The sequence below is a fragment of the Clostridium sp. chh4-2 genome, assembly GCF_002899675.1.
In the GTDB taxonomy this organism is placed as follows: Bacteria; Bacillota; Clostridia; order Lachnospirales; family Lachnospiraceae; genus CHH4-2.
In genome coordinates this window covers 1-21082 of record NZ_PKUU01000034.1, presented here as the reverse complement: position 1 = coordinate 21082, position 21082 = coordinate 1, and the positions used below count along the sequence as shown (strand labels likewise).

The window sequence follows — 21082 nt, the reverse complement described above, 5'->3', positions numbered from 1 at the left end:
CTCCTCTTTCGTCGCTCTTACTTCAGCAATATCCCAAAGAGAGATTCAGCAATCCTAAAAGTCATCATATTGTCATATTTGCTTTAGTGGAAATCTGATCCATTATCCACTGCAAACTCCCATGTCTTTTTCTTTTCAAGCTTAAATTTGCAAAAGTAAAATCAATGTTTTCCAATAATTCCTTGCATTGACGTGCATCAAACTTGTCCACTAGCCTATTTAACAGACCGGTAACGTCCAGCAACTCCTCAACTCTTTTAGGATTGCTTGTTTGCAGCGCAATGAATTTTGTATTCAAATTAATAGAAAATGCCACCCCATGAAACGAACTGGTTATAACCAAATCTGCATTGTTTATCAACTGTATGAGATCATATGGAGTTGCACACGTAATATTTCTGTCACAACCATAAAATATAAACATCGAATTAAAGGAAATTGCATAAGCCTTTAAGCCAAGTTTTTCCTTGCAGTATTTAACAATGTGTGCATACCGCCTTTTATATTCCTTATATGGAACATTTATCATATACACTAGAATATAATGCTCTCGCAGGTTGGATGCTGAGCAACCAACTTTACCAAATTCACTTATCCATTCATCTTTTGAAAGGAGTAATGTTGGATCCAGAACCTTCATGATTCTCTTCTCTGGAAATCTTTTCTGCAATTGCCCACGCAAAAAGTCTTCCCGTGTACTTATAGCATCATATCTTTCCAATAAAGGCAAAATCTTTCCCCACTCTTCTTCACTGTAGACATGGCTTCCACAACTGGCCGCATATGCCATCCTAAGTCCCGCATGGCCAAAATTTAAAAAATATGCTGTATCGATTTCTCCAAAAATAGCAGGATTCCACAACTGATCACTCCCAGATACCATCACATCATACTCTAATTCTGACATTTCATTTATATTCGTATAGGGTCTTGTCTTAACAAGGGTTTCATGGAAATCATCAAATGCTCTCTTCCGATTCCTTAACTGCCCCATAAAAATATTTTCGATAGTGTATATAATATTTTTTATCGGGCTTATATCCGAACGCCTTGATATCAGATGATTTTGATTTTGCTCATGACAATTCACATAATTCACAAATGTTACATCACATCCCAACCGCTTATACACCTCGTATGTTGCAAGTGCTTGCAGACTTGCACCGTAACTATATGAATTCTGTAACGTTATTAGCCCAACCTTCATGCCTTATATCCCTCCATAGTTCTTCTTATCGCTCCTATATTAGCACCAAAAGCTAATACAAAAAGATAATAATTTCTAACTCCATCTATCGTATCCACTAAGAGCATAATCCCCATTACAAATACTGCAAAAGCAATCACCTTGGCCGGAAAAAAATCCTTCTCTCTGGCAAGCAACAAATACACCACACAGATCATCAGTAAAAAAATTACAAATCCAATGTATCCAGTAGTCAACATCACCTGGAGTAAATGATTATGGCAATGAACAAAGCCCAACATATTTTGCATTGCTGTATTATCAAAAATACCGCACCCCCACCACGGACTGCTTTCAATTGCCTCGATTGCATACCTCCAAATCAAAGTTCTGGAGCTTAAAGTCATATCCTTATGCAAATAATTCTCAATCAATACAGCAAAGTACTCCTGAACAGAAAAAAACGTAAGACCAAAAAATCCCACCACTTGTATCACAAAATACACAATATTATTAAATATTTTTTTAATACGATTAAAAAAGAAGAATGGGATAAAGAGCAGCATCGCCAATGTCGCTCCTACTGCCCACTTTATAATCAACGTAATGACACATATACAGTAAGGTATAATCGTTCTTTTCTGAATCTTTCCATACACTTTTACATCCTCTATAAAGCAGAGCAACACACAGGGTACATAAAAATATGCAAATCTCGTACTTTGCCCAAGAAACCAAACCGGCGCCATACTGCGCCCAGTCGTCGTTATTCCACCCGTGAAGAAGACCATGCTGAGTATATTAATAATCAAAAAGATTAGAAACATCTTTCTAACAAAAGCACATGTAAAATCCAACTCATATCTGGCAATGTGGTTTACAAACAAAACTGTCAGAATGCCAATACCTACATACATTAGCATTCGTGTGAGCGATGCACCGTTCCAAATGGTTGAATAGCACATGATTGTATAAAAGGCAATCGACAGGAAAGTGAATTTGCCTCTGTTTTTTTGAATTTTTATGGAAGCAAACGAAAAAAGAGAGACATATGTAAATGACGCAACAAGCATCAGATTGAATAGTAAATTTGTTATGCTATATTTTTCAAAAATTGGCGGTCTGAAAAAAGACAGCAATCCTATGGCAATCATAAGCTCAATAACTGTTATTTTATATGTCAAGGATTTTCTCATTCGTATTCCTCCAAGCATTCCAAACTCCCATCTCACAAAAATATTCATCTAATATTTCGGTGCTACCCTACAATTTATTGGCAAGTCAGGCAGCTATACTTTAGCTTCTCCCAGATGCCCCCTCATATGTATCAAACCCAGGTCAAAATCTTTAAGATATATCCATCGGTATACTCTACCACCGACCTTAGGGACACAACAGAATTCAGCTTTGGTACTTAACCTAATTCCGTAATATCTGTTCCAATCTGTGTGCCTCAACATTTATATTAAAATTCGATTCCGCTGCCATCTTAGATATAGCTAATCTGTCATAATCTGTGCTGTGTTTCTCCGCAAACGCTTCTGTCCAGTTTTCTGCATTTGGCTCTAATTTTAAAAAATGGACAGTACCAGTATAATCAACCTCTCTTGTTACATTTTCTGACACCAAACATCTTAAACCTGCTGCCTGAGCTTCGACAACAACATAAGGAAGTCCCTCATGAAAAGATGGAAGAAGGAGAACATCCATGGCTTGCATTAAACAATTGACATCATCTCTTTTCCCAAGAAACTCGACACATTCTTGCAAATGTTCTTTATCAACTTCCTCCTCAAGTGCTTTCTTCAAATCACCTTCACCAACAATAATCATTTTAACCTTCTCTCCCTGTTTGGAGATAGCCTTTATTATTTTCAGAAGATAGCTCGGATTTTTTTCACCCTGGATTCTTCCAACAAATCCCAACAAAGCAACATTCTCATCAGCATTAAGAAGTTTTCGATAGTATACCCTTTTTTCTTCATTGTAGATAAATCGCTCCATATCAACCGCATTATAAATCATTTGCACTTTATCACAAGTTCGATAAAGAAATTCCGAACAGGGTTTTGAGCATGTCAATCGTTGAATCTGATAATTTCCAAGTCGATATTTATTGATATAGTTCACAATTCGATAAGCTAATGTTGAATTTTGTGAAATAAACTGTGAATTGTGTGCATGTACATACACCCTGTATTTTTCTGATAAAGCCAATCTAATCGGTTCAATCCAACTTAACGACGATAAATTGAAATATATTGCATCCGTTGTTCCCCTCAATTTTTTCAGAAGCTTCTTATTGTCAGAAATGTTTTTGATTGGATTTTTGGCACGAGCCATTATATAATAAATATTACCACCACGTGCTCGTATTTCTTTCTCATGAATACAATGGTCTTCTTCAATCACATAATCGAATATCGTTTCTTTACTCATATATGCGTTCATGTTTAAGAGAAAGGATTCAATTCCGCCTCTTTGAGAACCTACCATTCCATATACTAAAATTCTCATATACTTCCTCCACCCCTTTCCTTCTTGAATTTACACACTCACATTAAGAAGATATCATGTCTCCAACAGTTCTTGTTTCCCCATCATTACACTCTCCGCTTTCCAAATCTCGGAAAGCAGAATCATCCGAATGCCTACAACAGTTTCATCCTCCGTAACAACATCCGTCTAAAAAAAGAACTTACATATATCAATCATTGGGCATCTTTTTCTTATCGTTGCATCCATTTTAAATATACTTCCTATTTCTTTCTGTCCTCTTATTTATACACACTGTTTACTTATACTCCAGCGCATCAAACTGCTCTCTGAAGTTGACTTCCTTCTTCTTGGTCGCAGCAATTGCACTTCTCGGGTGGTTATCCGTAAGCCCAGTGAGCATATAAGATGTGTTATACCCCCAGACCGTCTGCTTATTAAGGTCAAGCATATGTTTCTCAACTAAATCAAGCAGTGGCCCTATATGGTACTTCCTGCCATTGAAATAACCTACCAATGCCTCCATATGGGCATTGCCAGCGCCTCGACCCATGCCATAGGCTGTGGCATCCAGAAGTTTTGCCCCATTGTTGTATGCCTCCAGCGTGTTGGCAAAGCCACACTGCTGGTTGTTATGAGCGTGAATACCCACGAGTTTCCCAGCGGGAGTCAGCATATCGTAAAACAATGTAGTCAGACGTCTTATCTGCTCGGGATAAAGTGCGCCATAACTGTCTACCACATACACACCCATTGCAGGAGAAGCGGCAAGCATATCTAGTGCCTTAACCAACTGTGAAGTGCTGCACTTGGAGACCGCCATCAGGTTACAGGTAGCCTCATACCCCTGCTTTACTGCAAACTCGATCATTTCAATACACTCGGAGATTGTGTCAATATAGGTTGCCACACGAATTAAATCCACGGGGCTTTCGTTCTTTTTATGAAAGTCGTTCTTATAGTCACAGCGTCCCACATCACACATAATTGAGATTTTCATCCGTGTATTGTTTTCGTCTACGATAGAACGTATATCCTCATCTGTCGTAAACTTCCACTTTCCAAATTCGTTTACATCGAACATCTTCTTATCTGCCCGATATCCAAACTCCATATAGTCAATGCCCGTCGCGACATTTGCTTCGTAGATTGCCCGAGCGCATTCATCCGTGAAATAGAAATCGTTTACAATCCCTCCATCTCGGAGGGTCGCATCTATAAGGCGAATCCCGTCAATGTTTCTCATATCGTGTTCCTCTCTAAATTTAAGTATTTACAGTTCAACAATATGTCCCACCTCAGCGGACATATATGCCGCATAAATGACCTTTGCAGTAAGATATGCCATATCAAAACCGGATTTCGGTTCACGATCGTACTGGATGCATTCCATAAAATCCTTAATCTCGTCCGTGTAGCCACGCATAATCTCATCCATAAGGAAAGGTTTATTCCATCCTGTCTTGCTGGGCAACATTTCGGAAATATAAACATCATCCAATCCATGCTCATCCAGAAAATATGTCTCCATCATATCCGCCATCGTCAGGGTACAGTTGATGGCAGTATCATTGCAATAAAGCTCTACATAATTTTTACTGCCACCAAGAAGTGTATCATTGGCCATAATAACTGCCTTGGATTTGTCCGAAAATGTAAGTATAACAGTCCCTAAATCTTCAACATCTCGCGGTCTAGCGGCAATGTGTCTGTGTTCGTAATCGGTTAGAGTAGGCGTCACACGCCCCATATCTGCAAGGACAGAAGTAACCCGGATTTTCTTGCCGAAAGCCTCTGCTTCCTGCTGCTTCAGCCAAAGGATCGCACTCAACGGATGTGCACCGGTACGGATAAATGTGCCGCCGCCTGTTTTGCACCACTCACCTGCAACTGGAGAACTTGAACCCTTTAGGCTCTCTTCACCTTTGGCAAATAGTATCCTGCTCTTTTTCGCCTTGATAATCTCTGCTGCTTTTACAATCGCTGGAGCGTAAATAAAGTTCTCGGCATACATAAATTTCTTTCCAGATTCGTTCACAATGGTACGCAGACGTTCCAGGGATTTCAGAATATTCTCATACATAAACGCTTTGGAAACCATATCCCCAATTGGTGCAACATCCCCCGGCATACCGAAATAACCGGTCAGCGGCTTCTCGCAGATAACATGCTTACCCGCCTTCAGTGCTTTTTCAATCATTTCCTCATGCACATACGGCGGCGTGCAGATGTCAATCACATCAATCTCTTCATCATTCAAAAGGTCTTCAAAATCTGTAGAGCTGATTTCAAAGCCATAACGTTTTCTCATCGCCTCTACCTGTTCTTCACGCCTTGCGATGATTCTCTTATAACGCACCGGAAATTCACTAAACCGCAGCAGCGCATTCATATGTAATTCTGTTGCTCTTCCAGCACCTGTCATGCCGATACAAATCTCTCCTTCCATATCTCGCCTCCTTTACTCTCCTGAACTATTTACTGTTTTGATTCCATGATTTTGATAAGACCACCAACGGTTTTCAATTCGGGGTTCTGCAAATCCTCATCTGTAAATTCAATGTTATACTCATCTTCAATGGTTGCAATAAACTGAATCAGCCCAAAAGAATCCACATAGCCGGATTCAATGTAGTTAAAAGTGTCCAACTCAATCCCATCAGGAAGGGTGTATTCTCTTTGTAAATAGTCAATAATAAATTCTCTCATCAGCTCGTATGCTCCTATCATTTGATTTCAATTCTCAGTATTTGAAATGCTATCAGTTATCCAAACCTAAAGCACCGATATGCTCAAGGATATTCATTCGCAGGAGCTTACCTAATGCATTCTTCGGCAGGGCGTCCACGATAAAAATTTTGTGAGGCTGTTGGAAATCGGCTAAATGTCTTGCGCAGTATGCTTTTACACTTCTGATTCTGACCTCTTCCTGCTCCTTTGGCACAATAGCCAATGCAACGATTTCACCCAGCTTGTCATCCGGATATGGGAATGCGGCGCACTCCTCGATCTCAGGAATACGGCGGACTATCTCGTCAATATCGTTCGGATAAACATTAACCGCACCTGTGATGATGAGTTCCTTCTTACGGCCAGCAAAGTACAAATAACCGTCCTCATCCATGTAACCAAGATCTCCAGTTCTGAAATATCCGTCATAGATAGAAGCCGCAAACAGAGCCTCCTGCTTATAATATCCCTTGCAGGCCAATGTGGACTTGCAAAGAATCTCTCCTACCACTCCCGGTATGCAGTCCCTCGCATCATCCTCATCCCAGATACGGACAGATGCCTCATCAAAAGGAAGTCCCACGGACTTCTGCTTGTTCGCAGTCTTCTGGAAGCAAATATTGGTGATTGTTGATGTCTCGGATGTTCCATACATCTCGTGGAACTCACAGTTGAGTTTCTCAATCAATTTATACTTCACACTCTCCTCGAGCAGAGCCGAAGAGGATACGATGCAGTGAAAATTATCAATGGAAGGAGCATCCGGCTTGGAAAGCGCATCCAGAATCTGTGCCAGTTGTGCAGACACAGCAATGGTAAATGTAGCCTTCTGCTCCTTGGCACAGTTCAGCCAAAGAGCCGGTGTAAATCGAGGCAACAAAATGGATGTAGCACCTAGAACCATCGGCAAAATCACCAGGCGCTCTGCCAAAGAATGGTAAAGTGGCGTGGCGGCAAGGATACGGTCATCCTTTGTAATTCCGTACACACGGATATGCGCCATCGCCCGGTCGTACTTATTGTTCTGGCTAATATCAATCGGCTTCGGCTTACCCGTAGATCCAGATGTCATAGTCAGGATGAGGCTCTCGTCACCTGTGATTTTCTCACAGGCGGGACGGCTATCCGGCATTGTTTCAATCTGCGCAAAGGGAACCGTGTCCCCATATTCACCATCCAGGCAAACGGATACACCTTCCACCTGAATGCCGCCCTTCTTGTCGCATTCTACAAAAAAGGCTTTTCTTGCAATCAGATGCTTCATATCACCTGAACGCATAGCCGAAACAATTGCCTCCAGAGGAAGCGTAGGATTCAGCGGCACAAGGCATACTCCAAGATCTGCTGCGGAAAAGAGCAGTGCCACCGACTCTATGCTGTTGTTCATAGGAATGGCAATATGATCACCATATACTACGCCATTCTTCAGAAGAAGATTGGAATAGCGGCTCACAAGGTTTGCCATCTCTGCATATGTCATAGATTCACCATCGCACCAAATCGCCATCTTTTCCGGCATCTTTGCGGCATTCTTATAAAAGGCTTCTGCCAGTTTACTTCTCATTAATATACCTCCCACATAATTCTTTCATCGGTTAGGTTTGTATTTTTCTTTGTATTGATTCTTTATTTTTACAGCCAGCTACACAAAGACCGTGTGTATGAGTGACTGATTATACACTTCTTATTCACAGCTATGTTTCTGCTTTTTTCTGCTTTTTTCTACTATCAACTAATTCGATTTCTGCGGCAATACCCTTGCCGGATTTCCGAACATGGTCGCTCCCGGATCAACATCCCTCAAAATCACGGCACCAAGTCCAAGGTAGGCACCGTCACCGATTTTTACATCCTGTGCGATACAGACACCGGCCGCCAAGAATACATCGTTACCGATATGCACGTTTCTGACAATGTTACAACCACCGCTAATTACCGTATAATCCCCCACATAAGTGTCATGTCCAATCGGTGTGGCAAGAATGGTCACGAAATCACCAACCTCTGAATTGACTGAAAGCTTTGAATAAGGAAACATGATCAGTCCTTCACCATATTTACTGAAAGGGGTTAGAATTGCCGTAGGATGAATCACAGTGGCGAATTTTGCACCTTTCGCTTTAAAATCGCTTACAATCTTTCTCTTCAATTCAGGAGAGCCTAATGCAAGAGCAAACTCTTCATCCTCTTTCGGCTGCCAATCCTCAATTGTTCCGATAATCGGATAATCAATCTCCACGCCATCTAGGGCACTGGTATTATCATCGATAAAACCGGAAATTTCCCATGTAGGTTTTTCTTCATTGATGTCCTTAATCCACTGTAAAAGCTCACGGCCAAAGCCACCCGCTCCTACAATAATTATTTTTTTCATTTCATACTCCTAATTGTCTATTTTTCCTAGTTATCTATTCTTATAAAACTGCTCCCAGAAGTTCTCTGCCAATTTCTCAGGTACTGTCTGGTTCTCTATTTTCATTCCTTTTTTGATACTCAGAAGACTTGGAAATTCATCACTGGAACTCCTCCTCAGGAAATTGCCAAGTTTCGTAATACGCTCGCCATCCGGAAGGCAAACACCATTCTCACCACATTTGTTATTCATAGAGCAGAACTTTAGTAGCGAAAATTCCTTGTTATTAAATGCTATCCTCTTCTGCTTGAACAACACAGGAGAACCAACATCTATCAATACAGGCAAGTCTATGATAAGAAGTGGGATAGCAAGCACAATCCGTACAAAAGAGGTAGGAGTGCAAGCTACTGCCGTCAATTTTCCTGATGTTTTGGGTTAGGAAGTCCCCACCGACTCAGATCTCTATATTCTCTCACCAATGCAAATGCCTCTGCAGCTTTAAATCCTGCAGTAGAACCTCGTAGTTTGGCCAAGCTTTCCACGGCCTCCAAAGACCGTGGGTTCGGGAAGTCACTAAGCTGAGACTTGAAACATCCCATTGCGCCTAACTTCTTTCCGAGATAATCGCTTATTTCCACAAAGGTATTTGGTATAAACGCATTTTTGCTGTGTGGAATGTTCCACTCCGTTTCAGATAGTGTCTCATACGCATACACAACCCGAACCATGTGCTTGCCTCTTGGACGAACCGCCACCATAACCGCCTCGGCAGCTACTTCATGATCTTTCTGCATATCGCCGAAATGCGGTATATAAACTGTGTCGGGATGTACCTCGTTGATTACATCCACGATACTTTTATTCAATTCGTAACGAGGCACCGTTTCTAACATCACTACAGGGTGTTGCAGATAAAAGGTCTTTGTGACACCAATTGCCTCGTGTGCAGCTTTAATTTCATAATATAAACTATGAGGTAGTTTTTTTGTCTCCTCGTCCTCAATATATAAAGGGGCTTTCCCTCTGGTGATAATACAAACATATACCTTATTTCCTGCTGCAACTTCTCTTGCCATTGTTCCACCAACGCCCAAAATCTCATCATCCGGGTGTGGTGCAAAAACTAATATATTCATACGCTTTACCTCGCTACGCTATTGTATCGAACTGCATTCTCCACTTCATTTTTACTTCTTGTCTCATCTAGGTTAGTGCCATCGAAAGGTACTCTTGTATCTGCTGCTCTATATTCGTCGTGGGCAAAAATTTCTTGTATTACTGCTAAAAAGACTTTTAAATCATAAAGAAAACTTACATGCTCTACATAATAAATATCCGACTCAAACTGCTCTCGCCATGTTCCTGTATGCACATGTGGCTCACCCTTTTTAAATACCTTTGGACAAGCTAAGCCCGGTCTTACAGCATGACGCATCATGTGGCGCGGTGAATATAAATCCAAATATTCAACCAACAACGGTCTGGGTCCAATAATGCTCATATCGCCCTTGATGATAGAAATCAACTCCGGCAATTCATCTATCGATAATTTTCTGAGGTAATAACCAAATCTGGTCAGCCTTTGCTCTTCCGGCAATAAAAGACCATCTTCTCCCTTCTTGTTTGTCATACTCCTAAATTTAAATAATTTTATGATCTTCCCGTTTAGACCTGGTCTTTTGGTAACATAAAAAATGGGTCTACCATGACAAATAAGCTCTAATACACTCACGAAAAGAAGCAACGGACTCAGTGCAACCAAGGCCAATGTACAGAGAAAAATATCAAAAAATCTTTTCACAAAGCGCGTGTAAAAACTAACCCGAGGCTTAACCGTTGTTTTAGTAGTACTCATTACTTCTCCTTTTCACGTCAAAACGGCATCTAACTATGTATGACTTCCAGTACAAGTGTACTTAACCGGATTACCTTCTTTGTCACAGAAGGTTTCAAGGTAATACCGTTTTATCTTTGTACCATACCTAATATCTACAGGTGGCAATTTCTCACCTAATAACTGCTTTATTCTAAAATATGGCAAGTTGAGTCCACCGGCAGCTGGAAGTGCAATTGTTGCTGTAATACGCGGGTTAATATCCGTAATAACAGGAATTCCCTGTTCATCCTTCATAAAGTCAATGCCCATATTGCCATCGTACTTCAAAAGAGCTATCAGTTTTTCAGCAACATCATATGCGATATCATCCTTTAACAAGATGCTTTCCTGAGCAATACTCATCAAGCTCTTGACATTATCTCTTCCAACCATGTAAAGCACTTTTCCGTTTTCAGCCAACAAATCCACGGTATATTCATTGCCCGGCAGATACGGCATTAACATCATGGGAGCAATGGTCTCCACACTGTTCAAAACACGCAACATGTCCTCGTATGAGGTAAAAAAGGTATTCGGCTTACTATTCGCAAAAATATCATATCTTGACTTCTTATTATCGATAATCCGTACACCACGGCTACCGCTTCCGCTAACAATTTTCAAACATACCGCCTTGTCAGGAAAGCCTAGCACTTTACAACCTTCGGCAAAATCCGCAACACAGTTCACAGCGTAAAATTCAGGAACAGCTATACCTGCCTTTTGGAGTGTCTGATACGTGCGCAACTTATCGTTCCCAATTTCAATGGAATCCAAATTTGAAATGGAAACCTTTACACCAATGGTCTCAAATTTATCTTTATATATCTTCATTGCTCCAACTTCGGCTGAAATATTTGGAAAATAAATATCCACATTTTCCTTCTTGCATATATTTAGGATAATGTCGAAATAATCAGGACTTGTCACAGGTGGCACTTTATAAAAACCATCAAGCATGTGTCTTGCCGTCGGTTCATCTACCATGTCAACACCAATGACTCTTATTAATCGCTCTCCATTATTTCTGAAGCACGATAATCCTCCTGGCATCGTTGGAGAACCGCAAGCCGACATCAAAATCGTTATATCTCTCATAGAACCCCCTTCTTTAAACTCGCATCTTTAAATTTATGTAATTTGCAAATTCTATCATCACCATCGACTAGTGCGCATGGTTGCTTTCTATATTTGTTGATATAGCATCCACCTTGATCTTTACCTGCCAGCACTATCCTTCTGGTAATTTCCACTATATTAGCCTCGCATCTCCCTCTCCTCGGTATCTTTCACAAATAAAATATAGACCAATAACAATATCATCTTTCGTAGCAAAGGAGTAATGCCCTCCCTCCATGTGATACAACTCACGCCCCCACAATCTCATTTGAGACCGTAAGATAGTACACAGTATATCACTTCAATCGCTCAGTCTGAAACTGAACCCTTTTTTAGCATGAGGGGTTCTAAGTTCTGATAAAACAACTTCGTGTTTGTTGAAAGAAACTTAAAAACCTTATATTCTCTGTCCTCGTAAATCGGTTGATCAAAATTGTTTGTCCAGTTATTTCTCATCATCACTCAAAACACCCCCTAACAATCTCAATAGCCTTCTCCTGTTCTTCGACGGTCATCTTATTATCCGATGGCAGACATACTCCTCTTTCAAAGATGTCCATGCCTATATCAAGACCTTTTCCAGTTATATATGCATCCGTCTTCCCGCGCCCATTACCCTCCCTAGTAACAAACCCATTCATCCGATAGATCGGCTGCATGTGCATCGGCTTCCAAATCGGACGCCCTTCCGCATTGTACTTTGCAAGCGTCTCCAAAATCTCTGTCGGGCAAGACTTACCGTGTTCTCCAATATACAAGGCTTCGTTCTCTGACCTTGCCTGCTTACACATCGCATCCTCATCGATAATCAAACAACTTAGCCAGTAATTGGCAACTCCATCTTTGTTCAGCGGATTCATCTTAACCGGCAGACCTTTGAAGCCCTCACAATACCGCTCGTAGATTGCTTTTTTCTGAGCAATATGTTCTTCCAAATACGGCAATTGGCCACGGACGACACCTGCAATTACATTACTCATGCGGTAGTTGTAGCCAAGTTCCTCGTGCTGATACCAAGGTGCATTCTCACGGCTCTGTGTGGACCACTTGCGCACTTTATTAGCTGTTTCTAAATCATCCGTCAGCAGTATTCCACCGGACGATCCAGTAATCACTTTATTTCCATTGAACGAAATTATACTGTATTTTCCGAACGTTCCGGTCTGTCTTCCTTTATATGTAGCACCGAAGGATTCCGCAGCGTCCTCGACGATCACAGCACCATATTTATCACAGATTGCTCCGATCTCATCAATCTTACCGGGTGTACCATAGAGGTGCGCCACCACCACGACTTTCACATCGGGATAGATTTCAAATGCCTTTTCCAGTGCAACGGGATCCATATTCCAGGTGTCGTACTCTGTATCAATAAACACAGGAACGCCGCCCTCATACACAACCGGATTAACAGTTGCAGCAAACGTCATATCAGAACAGAATACTTTATCGCCCTGTTTGATGCCTACCAGCTTCATGGCAAGATGTAGCGCAGCTGTTCCGCAAGAGAGAGCCACTGCATATTTACGACCGATTTTTTCTGCTGTAATCTGTTCCACTTCTTTAATGTTTTTGCCGACTGTGGACATCCAGTTCGTCTCAAAAGCTTCTGTCATATATTTCATTTCATCCCCGTGCATAGTGGGTGAACTGAGCCATACTTTATTTTGAAACGCTGTAAACTCTTTCGTGATCATTGTCTGTTCCTCTCCCTGATATATCCTAAATTTGAACCACAGTTGCTTCCTATAAATATGTGTGGATGCTGCACTGTTGTTAATCAATATGTTTTCTAAAATGCCGTAATGTTTACATCACCGTAAGTGGTTCGATTAAAACTTTACTGAAACGTCGGTGTGCAACCGAATTCATATTCCAAGTGATGTATTGGATGCCTCCCTCATATAAAACCTGCCACCCTCCTCTGTTCTGTTTTCTAACATTCTCGCTCCCGATGGATGAAACGTTGTCACAATCTGCGCAACCATTTCAACTATATTTTCAGAGTTTCCATAACTTGCCTGTGCCAATTCTTCTAACTGTTTGAGAAATACCTCTGTATCAAATGGTATTGGCTTGCCAATATGAATCAGCTTGTTATCTGTTTTCTTCATACCTTCCTCAAGCATAAGTTTTTCCTCAAAAAGCTTTTCACCTGGCCGTAGCCCCGTATATTCGATTTTAATATCCACATCAGGTTTATAACCGGACAACTTGATCAGATTTCTCGCCAATGTATCGATTTTGACCGGTTCACCCATATCAAAGACAAAGATTTCCCCACCCCGGGCATATGTCCCTGCCTGCAGTACCAAGCTGACCGCCTCAGGTATCGTCATAAAATAACGGATGATATCCGGATGGGTGACTGTAACCGGCCCGCCCGCTTCAATCTGTTTTCTAAACAAAGGAACAACCGAACCATTGCTTCCCAACACATTGCCAAAACGTACTGCAACAAACTGTGTCCTTTTCCGTTCCCTGTTTTTCACGCTCTCAATCTGGATACTTTTTTCTTCTTTTCCTGTTCCCTCTACCGACATGTGATCCACCGGATCAAATACCGCCTGGCCGTCTATCGTTTTATCCATATGTGCATGGAGGAAAGGAAGTAAATCCATTCTGCCTTCCCTGCTAATGGCATCCATGCTTTGAATCACCATCTCACAAAGCCGCTTGCTGGCTCCCATAATATTTGTAGGATTAACTGCTTTATCCGTACTAATGAGAACAAATCGTTTTGTTCCATATTTCAATGCGGCATATGCAGTCTTATAGGTGCCCACAACATTGTTTTTAATTGCTTCATTCGGGCTTGTTTCCATCAGCGGCACATGTTTATGGGCGGCTGCATGGTACACGATATCCGGTTTATAATGTTCAAATACCCAGTTAATTCTCCTGCTGTCCCTGACTGACCCGATCAATACCACTAAATTCAAATCCGGATAATTTCTTTTCAGTTCCTGTTCTATATCATAGGCATTATTCTCATAAATGTCGAAAATAATAAGCTGCTTGGGTTCGTGCCGGGCAATCTGTCTGCAAAGCTCACTGCCAATAGACCCGCCTCCCCCGGTTACCAGAATTGACTTTCCTCTTAATTGCTGAAAGATTTCTTCCATGTTGACTTTAATAGTCTCCCTGCCAAGCAAATCTTCTAAATCGACAGGTCTCATTTTGCTTAGAGACACTTCCCCATTGGCAAGCTGATAGATTCCCGGAACACTCGTCAGGTCGCAATTCGCCTCCTTGCAGATGTTCAGAATCTCCCTTTTTGCTTCTGCGGAAGCTGTCGGGATAGCAAACATAATCTGATCAATATTATATTTCCTCACCGCTTCCAGAATGCTCTCCCTGCCCCCCACAATCGGGATGCCCTCCATCATTCTTCCCCATTTGTTTGAGTTGTCATCTATGACACACATCGGTCTTGCAGTTGATTCTTTAGAATTTTTCAATTCCTTTAGAATTATCTGTCCCGCAGAACCGGCGCCAATCACCATTGCATTATGTATCCCTTGAAGATTTCTTTCCCTCCGTGACCTCAGCAGCGTAATATAGCGATAAGCAAATCTCACGGCAGTAACCAGGCAGAATTGTGCAATTGCACCGAAAATATAATAGGAAACCGGCATTCTCCGCACAAATACCGTAATGCCCGCAATTTGAAACAATGTAGCCAAAACTGATGCCCACAATATACGGTTTAATTCATTAAAACTTGCAAATCTCCATATACTGTTATACAAACGAAATGCGAAAAACACTGCGACCGTGAACACCGTATAAAACGGTGCAAATTTAAGGAATGCATATAAATACACTCGTGGAATACTTGAAAAATGTAAATCAAATCGTAACCATAGTCCAAGAAAATATGATGCATTTACTGCGGCCACATCAAAGATAAACAAATAACATGCAATTATTTTCCAATGCTCCACTCCCTTTTTTCCAGGAGCTTTCCTGCTGTTTTCCGCGGCTGCTTTTAAATCATTTTCTTTTCTTTCATCCGCATTCATCGCTTTTAGCCTCTCCCCCCTAAAAAATCAAGTTAAACCTTCTTATCAGATTTTTATATCTTTTATTGGGGCAACCAACAAAAATCTCATAAAAGGATTCAACTCCATATACTTCTATATCAGCCAGAGGGGGCTATTTCACTGTCTCCTCCTCTGGCCTCTTCAAACTATTTCTTGCTTACATTCCGGTTCTTATCTGCTTCACTCCAGAATTACTTCTTATAAACAACGCTGAATGATCCTGATCCACTGATATTCACAGTAATCTTCTTGTTTGCAGCATCCACATTGGCCGGATTAATCAGCTTCCACAATCCTGTCGAATTGTCATAGAACAGCACCTGAACATTGTTCAGACCCTGAATCAGGTTTGGCACGTACAAAGATACTGTTACTTCACCAGTTTTTGCCTGGTTCGTGTTAACATCCTTTGTAACAATCGCCTGCACGGATGTCAGTGCGGAATATCCGCTCAGATCCACATCCTTAACCACATCTGCCAACGTGTTCCCTGCATTGATCGCATTGATCACCGCTACGGTCTGTTCCGGAAGTCCTGCCGTTGCAGCTGCTCCGGTTGCAAAGCCTACCTGGGTATCCCCGACCGTTGCAGTTCCTGATGCGGATGCACCTTCTACGGACACTGAGTTTGCCGATGTAGTTCCGGCTGTGCTGACTGTGTTCGTGTTGGCTGCCGCACTGTTCCCAGTTGTTGTACTGCCGGACTTGGAATCATCATAGTAACCGTTACTGTCGCTTCCGCTAATGCTGACATTCGTACTTGGGCTCTGGGCCGCAAATGCGCTTGCCGGCTGGGCTGCCACCAGGGCTGCTGTCAGAAGAATACCGATCCATCTCTTTTTCATGTTACATCACCTATCCTTTCTTTTCTTTTTTATCAATAAACAGCTGGTTTGCTGATTATTGCCCTCATCTTAGTGCTTTTCCACATAAAACAGGTCCAGCACCATAGGCATCAATGCCTCCCGATCCACATGGTATTCATCATACAGATCCGTCTCCACCGCCTCTCCCGGAACCGTTAAAATATCCCCGTCCCCAAGGCTGTCCTGGCTGTTCAGCACCGATAACGCCATATCCAGGTATTGATCCTTCGCCATATTTGTCACCATATAGCTCTGTAACTGGTTCATCAGATCCGGAATCAGGCGGTCGTCCTTCGCTGCCGCCGCTTTTGTCGCCTGCATATATCCCTGCATATACTGTTTCTGTCTCTCCATACGGCCGATTGCCGTCTGGGATTTTGTAATGTCACGGTATCGGATAAAGGTCTCCGCCTGGGTTCCACAAAGGGTAACCGTTTCCCCCATCTTTAACGCCGGATCCCGCTTTTCCAATCCTTCATCCCGGACTGTCACGGTTACTCCTCCCACCGCATCATTCAAAATCGGGATTGCGCTGATATTGACTGCCGCATACCCATCTATCTTTAAGTTCCCAAGTAAATTGGAAACCGCCTCTGTCATCAGTTCACAGCTTTTCTCTTTTCCGTCCCCGTAAGCATAAGCCAGTGTTAAATGCTGGACGTCCTTTCCCAACTCATTGCCGGACAGGTCAAACAACGTGATCTCCGTCATGCTGTCCCTTGGGATCATCAGGATCTTTACCCGGTCCCTGGCCGCGTCCTGGGCAACCAGGAACACTCCATCCGCCTGCCCTCCCTGGCCGGATACCGTATGGAATTCCATCTTTCCCTTGGTATCCACGCCGATTAAGAGGATGGCACGCATCGCCGTATTCCTCCGGTAGTTTTTTCCCTGGTAACGGATCTCCCCGTTTCTGTTATCCCGGCCTTCTTCTCCCGCCAGTGCCGTATCAGCCCCTCCAACCTCACTTTGTTCCTGATGTGCCAACAGCTTTTGTTTTGCCTCTCTGCTGACCTGATAGGATCGGTAGCTGAAGCTCCCAAACCAGTACAGTAGCCCAATTGCTGCCACAGCCGCTATCACGATTAAGGTGATCCTATGTTTCTTCTGTCTTTTCGTTTTCTCATGGCCGTTTTCTATTCTCATGCTGTTTCTTTTCCCTTTTATATCGGCTTATTCACGTTTATTTCTCCCGGGCTTTTCATTTTATACCTGATCTGCACAGGTACATTTATCCTTTTCAAGTTTCCTTCACATATTCATACTGCTTCCCATACTTCCCATATCTTCCATATTTCCCGTAATACCGGTAATACCCGCTGTGGTCCACCGTCACCTTATTCAGCACCGTTCCCAAGATACGGCAGCCGCTCTTCTCCAGCTGGGCTTTCACCTTCTGAAGCAGACGGAAGCTGATGGCGCCGCTCTCGATCACCAGTACGGCCCCATCACATTGACGTGCAACAATCGCTCCATCGATCAGGTTCCCCATCGGAGGCGTATCAATCACCACGTAATCGTAAGATTCCCGGGCCCATTTGATCAGCTTTGTGAACATGTCCTCTTCCAAAAGCTCTGCCGGATTCGGGGAATACGGGCCTGCAAACATTACTTCCAGTCCATTGACATTGGTCTCATAGATTGCTTCTTCCTTGGATACCTGGCTGCTCAGGTACTGGGACAAACCGTTAACTTCCTTATCTAACTGGTATCTGGACACGGTCACCGATTTCCGGATGTCCGCATCAATCAGCAGCACATTTTTTCCAAGCTGTGCCAATGACGCTGCCAGCTGGAAGGACGTTTCACTCTTCCCTTCATTGGGGATCGAACTGGTAAACATGATAACTTTGATATTGCTTCCGGAAAACTGGAGATTGGTCCGCAGTGTCTTGATCGCTTCCACATAGTTATAATCTGCCACCTCATACTGGGAGAGACGGATTTTATTTTCCATTGGAACTACCTGCCTTTCTTCTTGAAGTTTTTCTCTTCTTCTGTCCCTGGACCTCCCCACTGTCGCTGACGGATTCCTTGGATGGGATCACTGCCAGCACAGGAAGCTCCAGATATTTCCTGATATCGTCTTCGGTCTTCACCGTATCATTCAGCACCACGCTCAGCGTAATGGCCGCACACACCAGAAACAGGGCCGCCAGGCCGCCGATCGCCGCATTCTTCTTCACGCTGGGGCTGGTCTTTTCCAGTGCCACCACGCCGTCCTCAATCAGTTTCGGCGGAACCATTTCCATGATCTCCCCAATGTAATCAGAAGCTTCTGCGGAAACATTGTCCACGATCTCCTTTGCCAGATAAGGGTCCGGATCTTGTACCGAGATGGTGAGGATTCGTGTATTGTTCGGATTATCGATGTTGATTTTCTCACGCAGTTCCTTATAATTCATGTCCAGGTTCATTTTGCTGATCACACTCTGAAGTACCGGGCGGCTGTTGATCATTACCTTATAATCCTGGGTCAGCTGGCTCCCGATCTGCAGGTCTGCCAAAGAAGTCAGGGTGGTTTCCTTCGACAGCACATATAAGCTGGCACTGGACGTGTACTGGGGCGTTATCACAAAATAGCTGTAAGCGCCCACAAGACCTCCGCCCAGCACAAGCGCCGCCAGAAGCGCCCACCACTTCCGCCGGAATTCAAACAACAGTTCCCGTAAATCAATTTCAATCTCATCCTGACCTTCGTCAAATCTCTTTTCCATAAGTGATCCAGTTCCTTTACTTAATTTCTATCGTTCTGTATTTTAAACGTTTCTTTACCTAACGTTCTGTATTCAGTACCAGTTAATCTATATTCCAGCTCAGGTATCCAGCCTTTGTCTTTATGTCTTTATCTTTGTACCTGTATCTTTGTGCCTTTATCTCCAGCCTTCACCTCTATGCTTTGTTCGCAGCCTTCATTTCTATACTTTGTTCCCAACCTTCATTCCTGCCCGCCGTCTTTATTCTTCCGTGATTCATTCCAACGCATCCTTTCCATTCCTTCCCCTGAAAAACCCTTTAATTAGTACCGGTAGGATTCGTTCCCTTTAACGTTTTCACCGATCTCAAATATTTCTCTTCCCATATTCCGCTTTACGTATTCTGGCTTTCATCAACCCGTCCCAGCCATTTCCCCAATCAGAATCCCCATCGGATTCCCATACATCATCCGCTCCGCCTGTTCCTCCCCGCACTTCCTATTCATCCATTCCACAGCCTTCTTAATCTCCGGCGGCCGGAAGTTCACCCGGTGCATATCCGTCCCAAAAAACTGGATCTTCCCCTCCTGCACCATCTTCCTGCACCAAAGGCTTTCCTTCACCTTCTGCACCTGCAGGCTTCCCGCGCACAGGCTGCTGAAATTCATCTGCATATAAGCCCCGGACTTCTTTAACTCCTCAATTCTCCCAGGCGCCCTCAGGCACGGATAGCGTTCAATATGAGCCAGCACCGGCCGGTAACGCATCAGTGCCATCTGGCGGACCGCCAGATAGATGATTTCATAGGTCACGTCCGGCTGAAATTCCATCAGCAGGCAGTCAGAGCCGGCCAGCGGCACCGTCTTTCCCGCAGCTACCGCATCAAATATCCCGTGATAGTAAATAAGCTCCTGCCCCGCATAGATCTTCATATCCGGAAACAGCCTGTCCGCCTCCGCCTGCACCTTCCCCGCCAGTTCCAGAATTCCGTCCGGGTCCATATAATGCTTTCCTCTGTGGTAATGCGGAGTCGCTATCACCCCGCGGATTCCCTGGCTATATGCCTGCTTCAGTAATTCCCTTGTCTCCCACATACGCCTCGACCCGTCATCGATGCCGGGCAGGATATGGGAATGGACATCGATAATTTCTCCCATATTCCGTTTTCCCATATTCCTTTCCCTCCAAACTCTTTGTTCCAGATATTCCAGGCCGGACACAAACGGAACAGTCACGTATAATCATCCATGCCAACCCTCTCACAGTGCACCGCGACACATTTTATCTGCCATTCCTTTTCCTTACACTCAGCGCCGGAAACACGCGACCTTCTGAACAACGACCTTCCGAACAGCGACCTTCTGAACAACTAAAAATTCCCACGCAAAAAGAGAAGCAGGCTCTAAACCAGTTCTTCCACTTCGATCCCCAGCTCCTTTGCGATCAGTTCCATGGTCCTGCTGCTGCAGTTCCTTCCAAAGATCACATCGCTGATAGTGGAATTGGAATATCCCAGCTTCTTTGCCAGCTCCTTATTTGACATGTTCCGCTCGATCAGAGCGATTTTGACCCTTACCCCGAAACTCGTGCATTTCTTTAAATCTGCCATCCCCTGAACCCCCATTTTTCTGTATCCGCATTTGCCCCGGCCGGTCCATCACAAAATTACGGGGCCTGCGGCACAAAAATAACCACATAATCTAAATTATGT

The 21082-nt window shown here is 43.2% G+C and carries 20 protein-coding genes; all 20 read right to left on the bottom strand.

Annotation, left to right across the window (positions count from 1 at the left end; genetic code table 11):
• Nucleotides 1-64: 64 nt before the first annotated feature.
• Complete coding sequence (locus tag C0033_RS24795) at nt 65-1207, bottom strand: polysaccharide pyruvyl transferase family protein (RefSeq protein WP_103230538.1); 1143 nt, start codon at nt 1205-1207, stop codon at nt 65-67.
• Nucleotides 1204-2382, bottom strand: coding sequence for an O-antigen ligase family protein (locus C0033_RS24790; RefSeq protein ID WP_180994889.1), 1179 nt, complete (start codon nt 2380-2382; stop codon nt 1204-1206). Before C0033_RS24790 ends, C0033_RS24795 begins: the two co-directional genes overlap by 4 nt.
• 223 nt (nt 2383-2605) lie before the next feature.
• Entirely contained in the window at nt 2606-3703 is a 1098-nt protein-coding gene (locus tag C0033_RS24785; RefSeq protein ID WP_103230536.1) for a glycosyltransferase, read from the bottom strand.
• A gap of 277 nt (nt 3704-3980) precedes the next feature.
• Entirely contained in the window at nt 3981-4928 is a 948-nt protein-coding gene (locus C0033_RS24780; RefSeq protein ID WP_103230535.1) for an aldolase catalytic domain-containing protein, read from the bottom strand.
• 27 nt (nt 4929-4955) lie between these two features.
• Complete coding sequence (locus C0033_RS24775) at nt 4956-6131, bottom strand: Gfo/Idh/MocA family oxidoreductase (protein ID WP_103230534.1); 1176 nt, start codon at nt 6129-6131, stop codon at nt 4956-4958.
• Nucleotides 6132-6160: 29 nt separating this feature from the next.
• Nucleotides 6161-6412, bottom strand: a complete 252-nt coding sequence (locus C0033_RS24770; RefSeq protein ID WP_207656892.1) for an acyl carrier protein — start codon at nt 6410-6412, stop codon at nt 6161-6163.
• Nucleotides 6413-6443: 31 nt separating this feature from the next.
• Complete coding sequence (locus C0033_RS24765) at nt 6444-7976, bottom strand: class I adenylate-forming enzyme family protein (RefSeq protein WP_103230532.1); 1533 nt, start codon at nt 7974-7976, stop codon at nt 6444-6446.
• A 168-nt stretch (nt 7977-8144) separates the two neighbouring features.
• Nucleotides 8145-8786: an acetyltransferase gene (locus C0033_RS24760; RefSeq protein WP_103230531.1), complete on the bottom strand. Its 642-nt coding sequence runs from the start codon at nt 8784-8786 to the stop codon at nt 8145-8147.
• Between the two features lie 30 nt (nt 8787-8816).
• The gene (locus C0033_RS24755) at nt 8817-9185 is read right to left on the bottom strand and encodes a sugar transferase (RefSeq protein ID WP_103230530.1); all 369 of its coding nucleotides are present in this window, start codon (nt 9183-9185) and stop codon (nt 8817-8819) included.
• Nucleotides 9182-9904, bottom strand: a complete 723-nt coding sequence (locus C0033_RS24750; protein ID WP_103230529.1) for a PIG-L deacetylase family protein — start codon at nt 9902-9904, stop codon at nt 9182-9184. Before C0033_RS24750 ends, C0033_RS24755 begins: the two co-directional genes overlap by 4 nt.
• Nucleotides 9905-9909: 5 nt before the next feature.
• Nucleotides 9910-10623, bottom strand: a complete 714-nt coding sequence (locus tag C0033_RS24745) for a sugar transferase (protein WP_103230528.1) — start codon at nt 10621-10623, stop codon at nt 9910-9912.
• Nucleotides 10624-10656: 33 nt separating this feature from the next.
• Complete coding sequence (locus tag C0033_RS24740; RefSeq protein WP_103230527.1) at nt 10657-11742, bottom strand: ATP-grasp domain-containing protein; 1086 nt, start codon at nt 11740-11742, stop codon at nt 10657-10659.
• A 479-nt stretch (nt 11743-12221) separates the two neighbouring features.
• Nucleotides 12222-13460 (bottom strand): aminotransferase class I/II-fold pyridoxal phosphate-dependent enzyme, encoded by a 1239-nt coding sequence (locus C0033_RS24735; RefSeq protein ID WP_103230526.1) that lies wholly within the window; start codon nt 13458-13460, stop codon nt 12222-12224.
• 171 nt (nt 13461-13631) lie between these two features.
• Nucleotides 13632-15665: a nucleoside-diphosphate sugar epimerase/dehydratase gene (locus tag C0033_RS24730; protein ID WP_347501224.1), complete on the bottom strand. Its 2034-nt coding sequence runs from the start codon at nt 15663-15665 to the stop codon at nt 13632-13634.
• Between the two features lie 335 nt (nt 15666-16000).
• Nucleotides 16001-16654 (bottom strand): hypothetical protein, encoded by a 654-nt coding sequence (locus C0033_RS24725; protein ID WP_103230524.1) that lies wholly within the window; start codon nt 16652-16654, stop codon nt 16001-16003.
• 69 nt (nt 16655-16723) lie between these two features.
• Nucleotides 16724-17821, bottom strand: a complete 1098-nt coding sequence (locus tag C0033_RS24720) for an LCP family protein (protein ID WP_103230523.1) — start codon at nt 17819-17821, stop codon at nt 16724-16726.
• Between the two features lie 94 nt (nt 17822-17915).
• Nucleotides 17916-18632, bottom strand: coding sequence for a CpsD/CapB family tyrosine-protein kinase (locus C0033_RS24715; protein ID WP_103230522.1), 717 nt, complete (start codon nt 18630-18632; stop codon nt 17916-17918).
• Complete coding sequence (locus C0033_RS24710) at nt 18622-19392, bottom strand: Wzz/FepE/Etk N-terminal domain-containing protein (RefSeq protein ID WP_103230521.1); 771 nt, start codon at nt 19390-19392, stop codon at nt 18622-18624. The genes C0033_RS24715 and C0033_RS24710 overlap by 11 nt, the downstream gene beginning before the upstream one ends.
• Nucleotides 19393-19784: 392 nt before the next feature.
• Nucleotides 19785-20543, bottom strand: coding sequence for a CpsB/CapC family capsule biosynthesis tyrosine phosphatase (locus tag C0033_RS24705; RefSeq protein WP_242984590.1), 759 nt, complete (start codon nt 20541-20543; stop codon nt 19785-19787).
• Nucleotides 20544-20773: 230 nt separating this feature from the next.
• Complete coding sequence (locus tag C0033_RS24700) at nt 20774-20980, bottom strand: helix-turn-helix transcriptional regulator (protein ID WP_103230520.1); 207 nt, start codon at nt 20978-20980, stop codon at nt 20774-20776.
• Nucleotides 20981-21082: the final 102 nt, after the last annotated feature.

Excerpts from the sequence above, each read along its gene's own strand:
- C0033_RS24795 (WP_103230538.1), bottom strand. The coding sequence starts at position 1,207 with ATGAAGGTTGGGCTAATAACGTTACAGAATTCATATAGTTACGGTGCA.
- C0033_RS24790 (WP_180994889.1), bottom strand. The coding sequence starts at position 2,382 with ATGAGAAAATCCTTGACATATAAAATAACAGTTATTGAGCTTATGATT.
- C0033_RS24785 (WP_103230536.1), bottom strand. The coding sequence starts at position 3,703 with ATGAGAATTTTAGTATATGGAATGGTAGGTTCTCAAAGAGGCGGAATT.
- C0033_RS24780 (WP_103230535.1), bottom strand. The coding sequence starts at position 4,928 with ATGAGAAACATTGACGGGATTCGCCTTATAGATGCGACCCTCCGAGAT.
- C0033_RS24775 (WP_103230534.1), bottom strand. The coding sequence starts at position 6,131 with ATGGAAGGAGAGATTTGTATCGGCATGACAGGTGCTGGAAGAGCAACA.
- C0033_RS24770 (WP_207656892.1), bottom strand. The coding sequence starts at position 6,412 with ATGATAGGAGCATACGAGCTGATGAGAGAATTTATTATTGACTATTTA.
- C0033_RS24765 (WP_103230532.1), bottom strand. The coding sequence starts at position 7,976 with ATGAGAAGTAAACTGGCAGAAGCCTTTTATAAGAATGCCGCAAAGATG.
- C0033_RS24760 (WP_103230531.1), bottom strand. The coding sequence starts at position 8,786 with ATGAAAAAAATAATTATTGTAGGAGCGGGTGGCTTTGGCCGTGAGCTT.
- C0033_RS24750 (WP_103230529.1), bottom strand. The coding sequence starts at position 9,904 with ATGAATATATTAGTTTTTGCACCACACCCGGATGATGAGATTTTGGGC.
- C0033_RS24745 (WP_103230528.1), bottom strand. The coding sequence starts at position 10,623 with ATGAGTACTACTAAAACAACGGTTAAGCCTCGGGTTAGTTTTTACACG.
- C0033_RS24740 (WP_103230527.1), bottom strand. The coding sequence starts at position 11,742 with ATGAGAGATATAACGATTTTGATGTCGGCTTGCGGTTCTCCAACGATG.
- C0033_RS24735 (WP_103230526.1), bottom strand. The coding sequence starts at position 13,460 with ATGATCACGAAAGAGTTTACAGCGTTTCAAAATAAAGTATGGCTCAGT.
- C0033_RS24725 (WP_103230524.1), bottom strand. The coding sequence starts at position 16,654 with ATGAAAAAGAGATGGATCGGTATTCTTCTGACAGCAGCCCTGGTGGCA.
- C0033_RS24720 (WP_103230523.1), bottom strand. The coding sequence starts at position 17,821 with ATGAGAATAGAAAACGGCCATGAGAAAACGAAAAGACAGAAGAAACAT.
- C0033_RS24715 (WP_103230522.1), bottom strand. The coding sequence starts at position 18,632 with ATGGAAAATAAAATCCGTCTCTCCCAGTATGAGGTGGCAGATTATAAC.
- C0033_RS24710 (WP_103230521.1), bottom strand. The coding sequence starts at position 19,392 with ATGGAAAAGAGATTTGACGAAGGTCAGGATGAGATTGAAATTGATTTA.
- C0033_RS24705 (WP_242984590.1), bottom strand. The coding sequence starts at position 20,543 with ATGGGAAAACGGAATATGGGAGAAATTATCGATGTCCATTCCCATATC.
- C0033_RS24700 (WP_103230520.1), bottom strand. The coding sequence starts at position 20,980 with ATGGCAGATTTAAAGAAATGCACGAGTTTCGGGGTAAGGGTCAAAATC.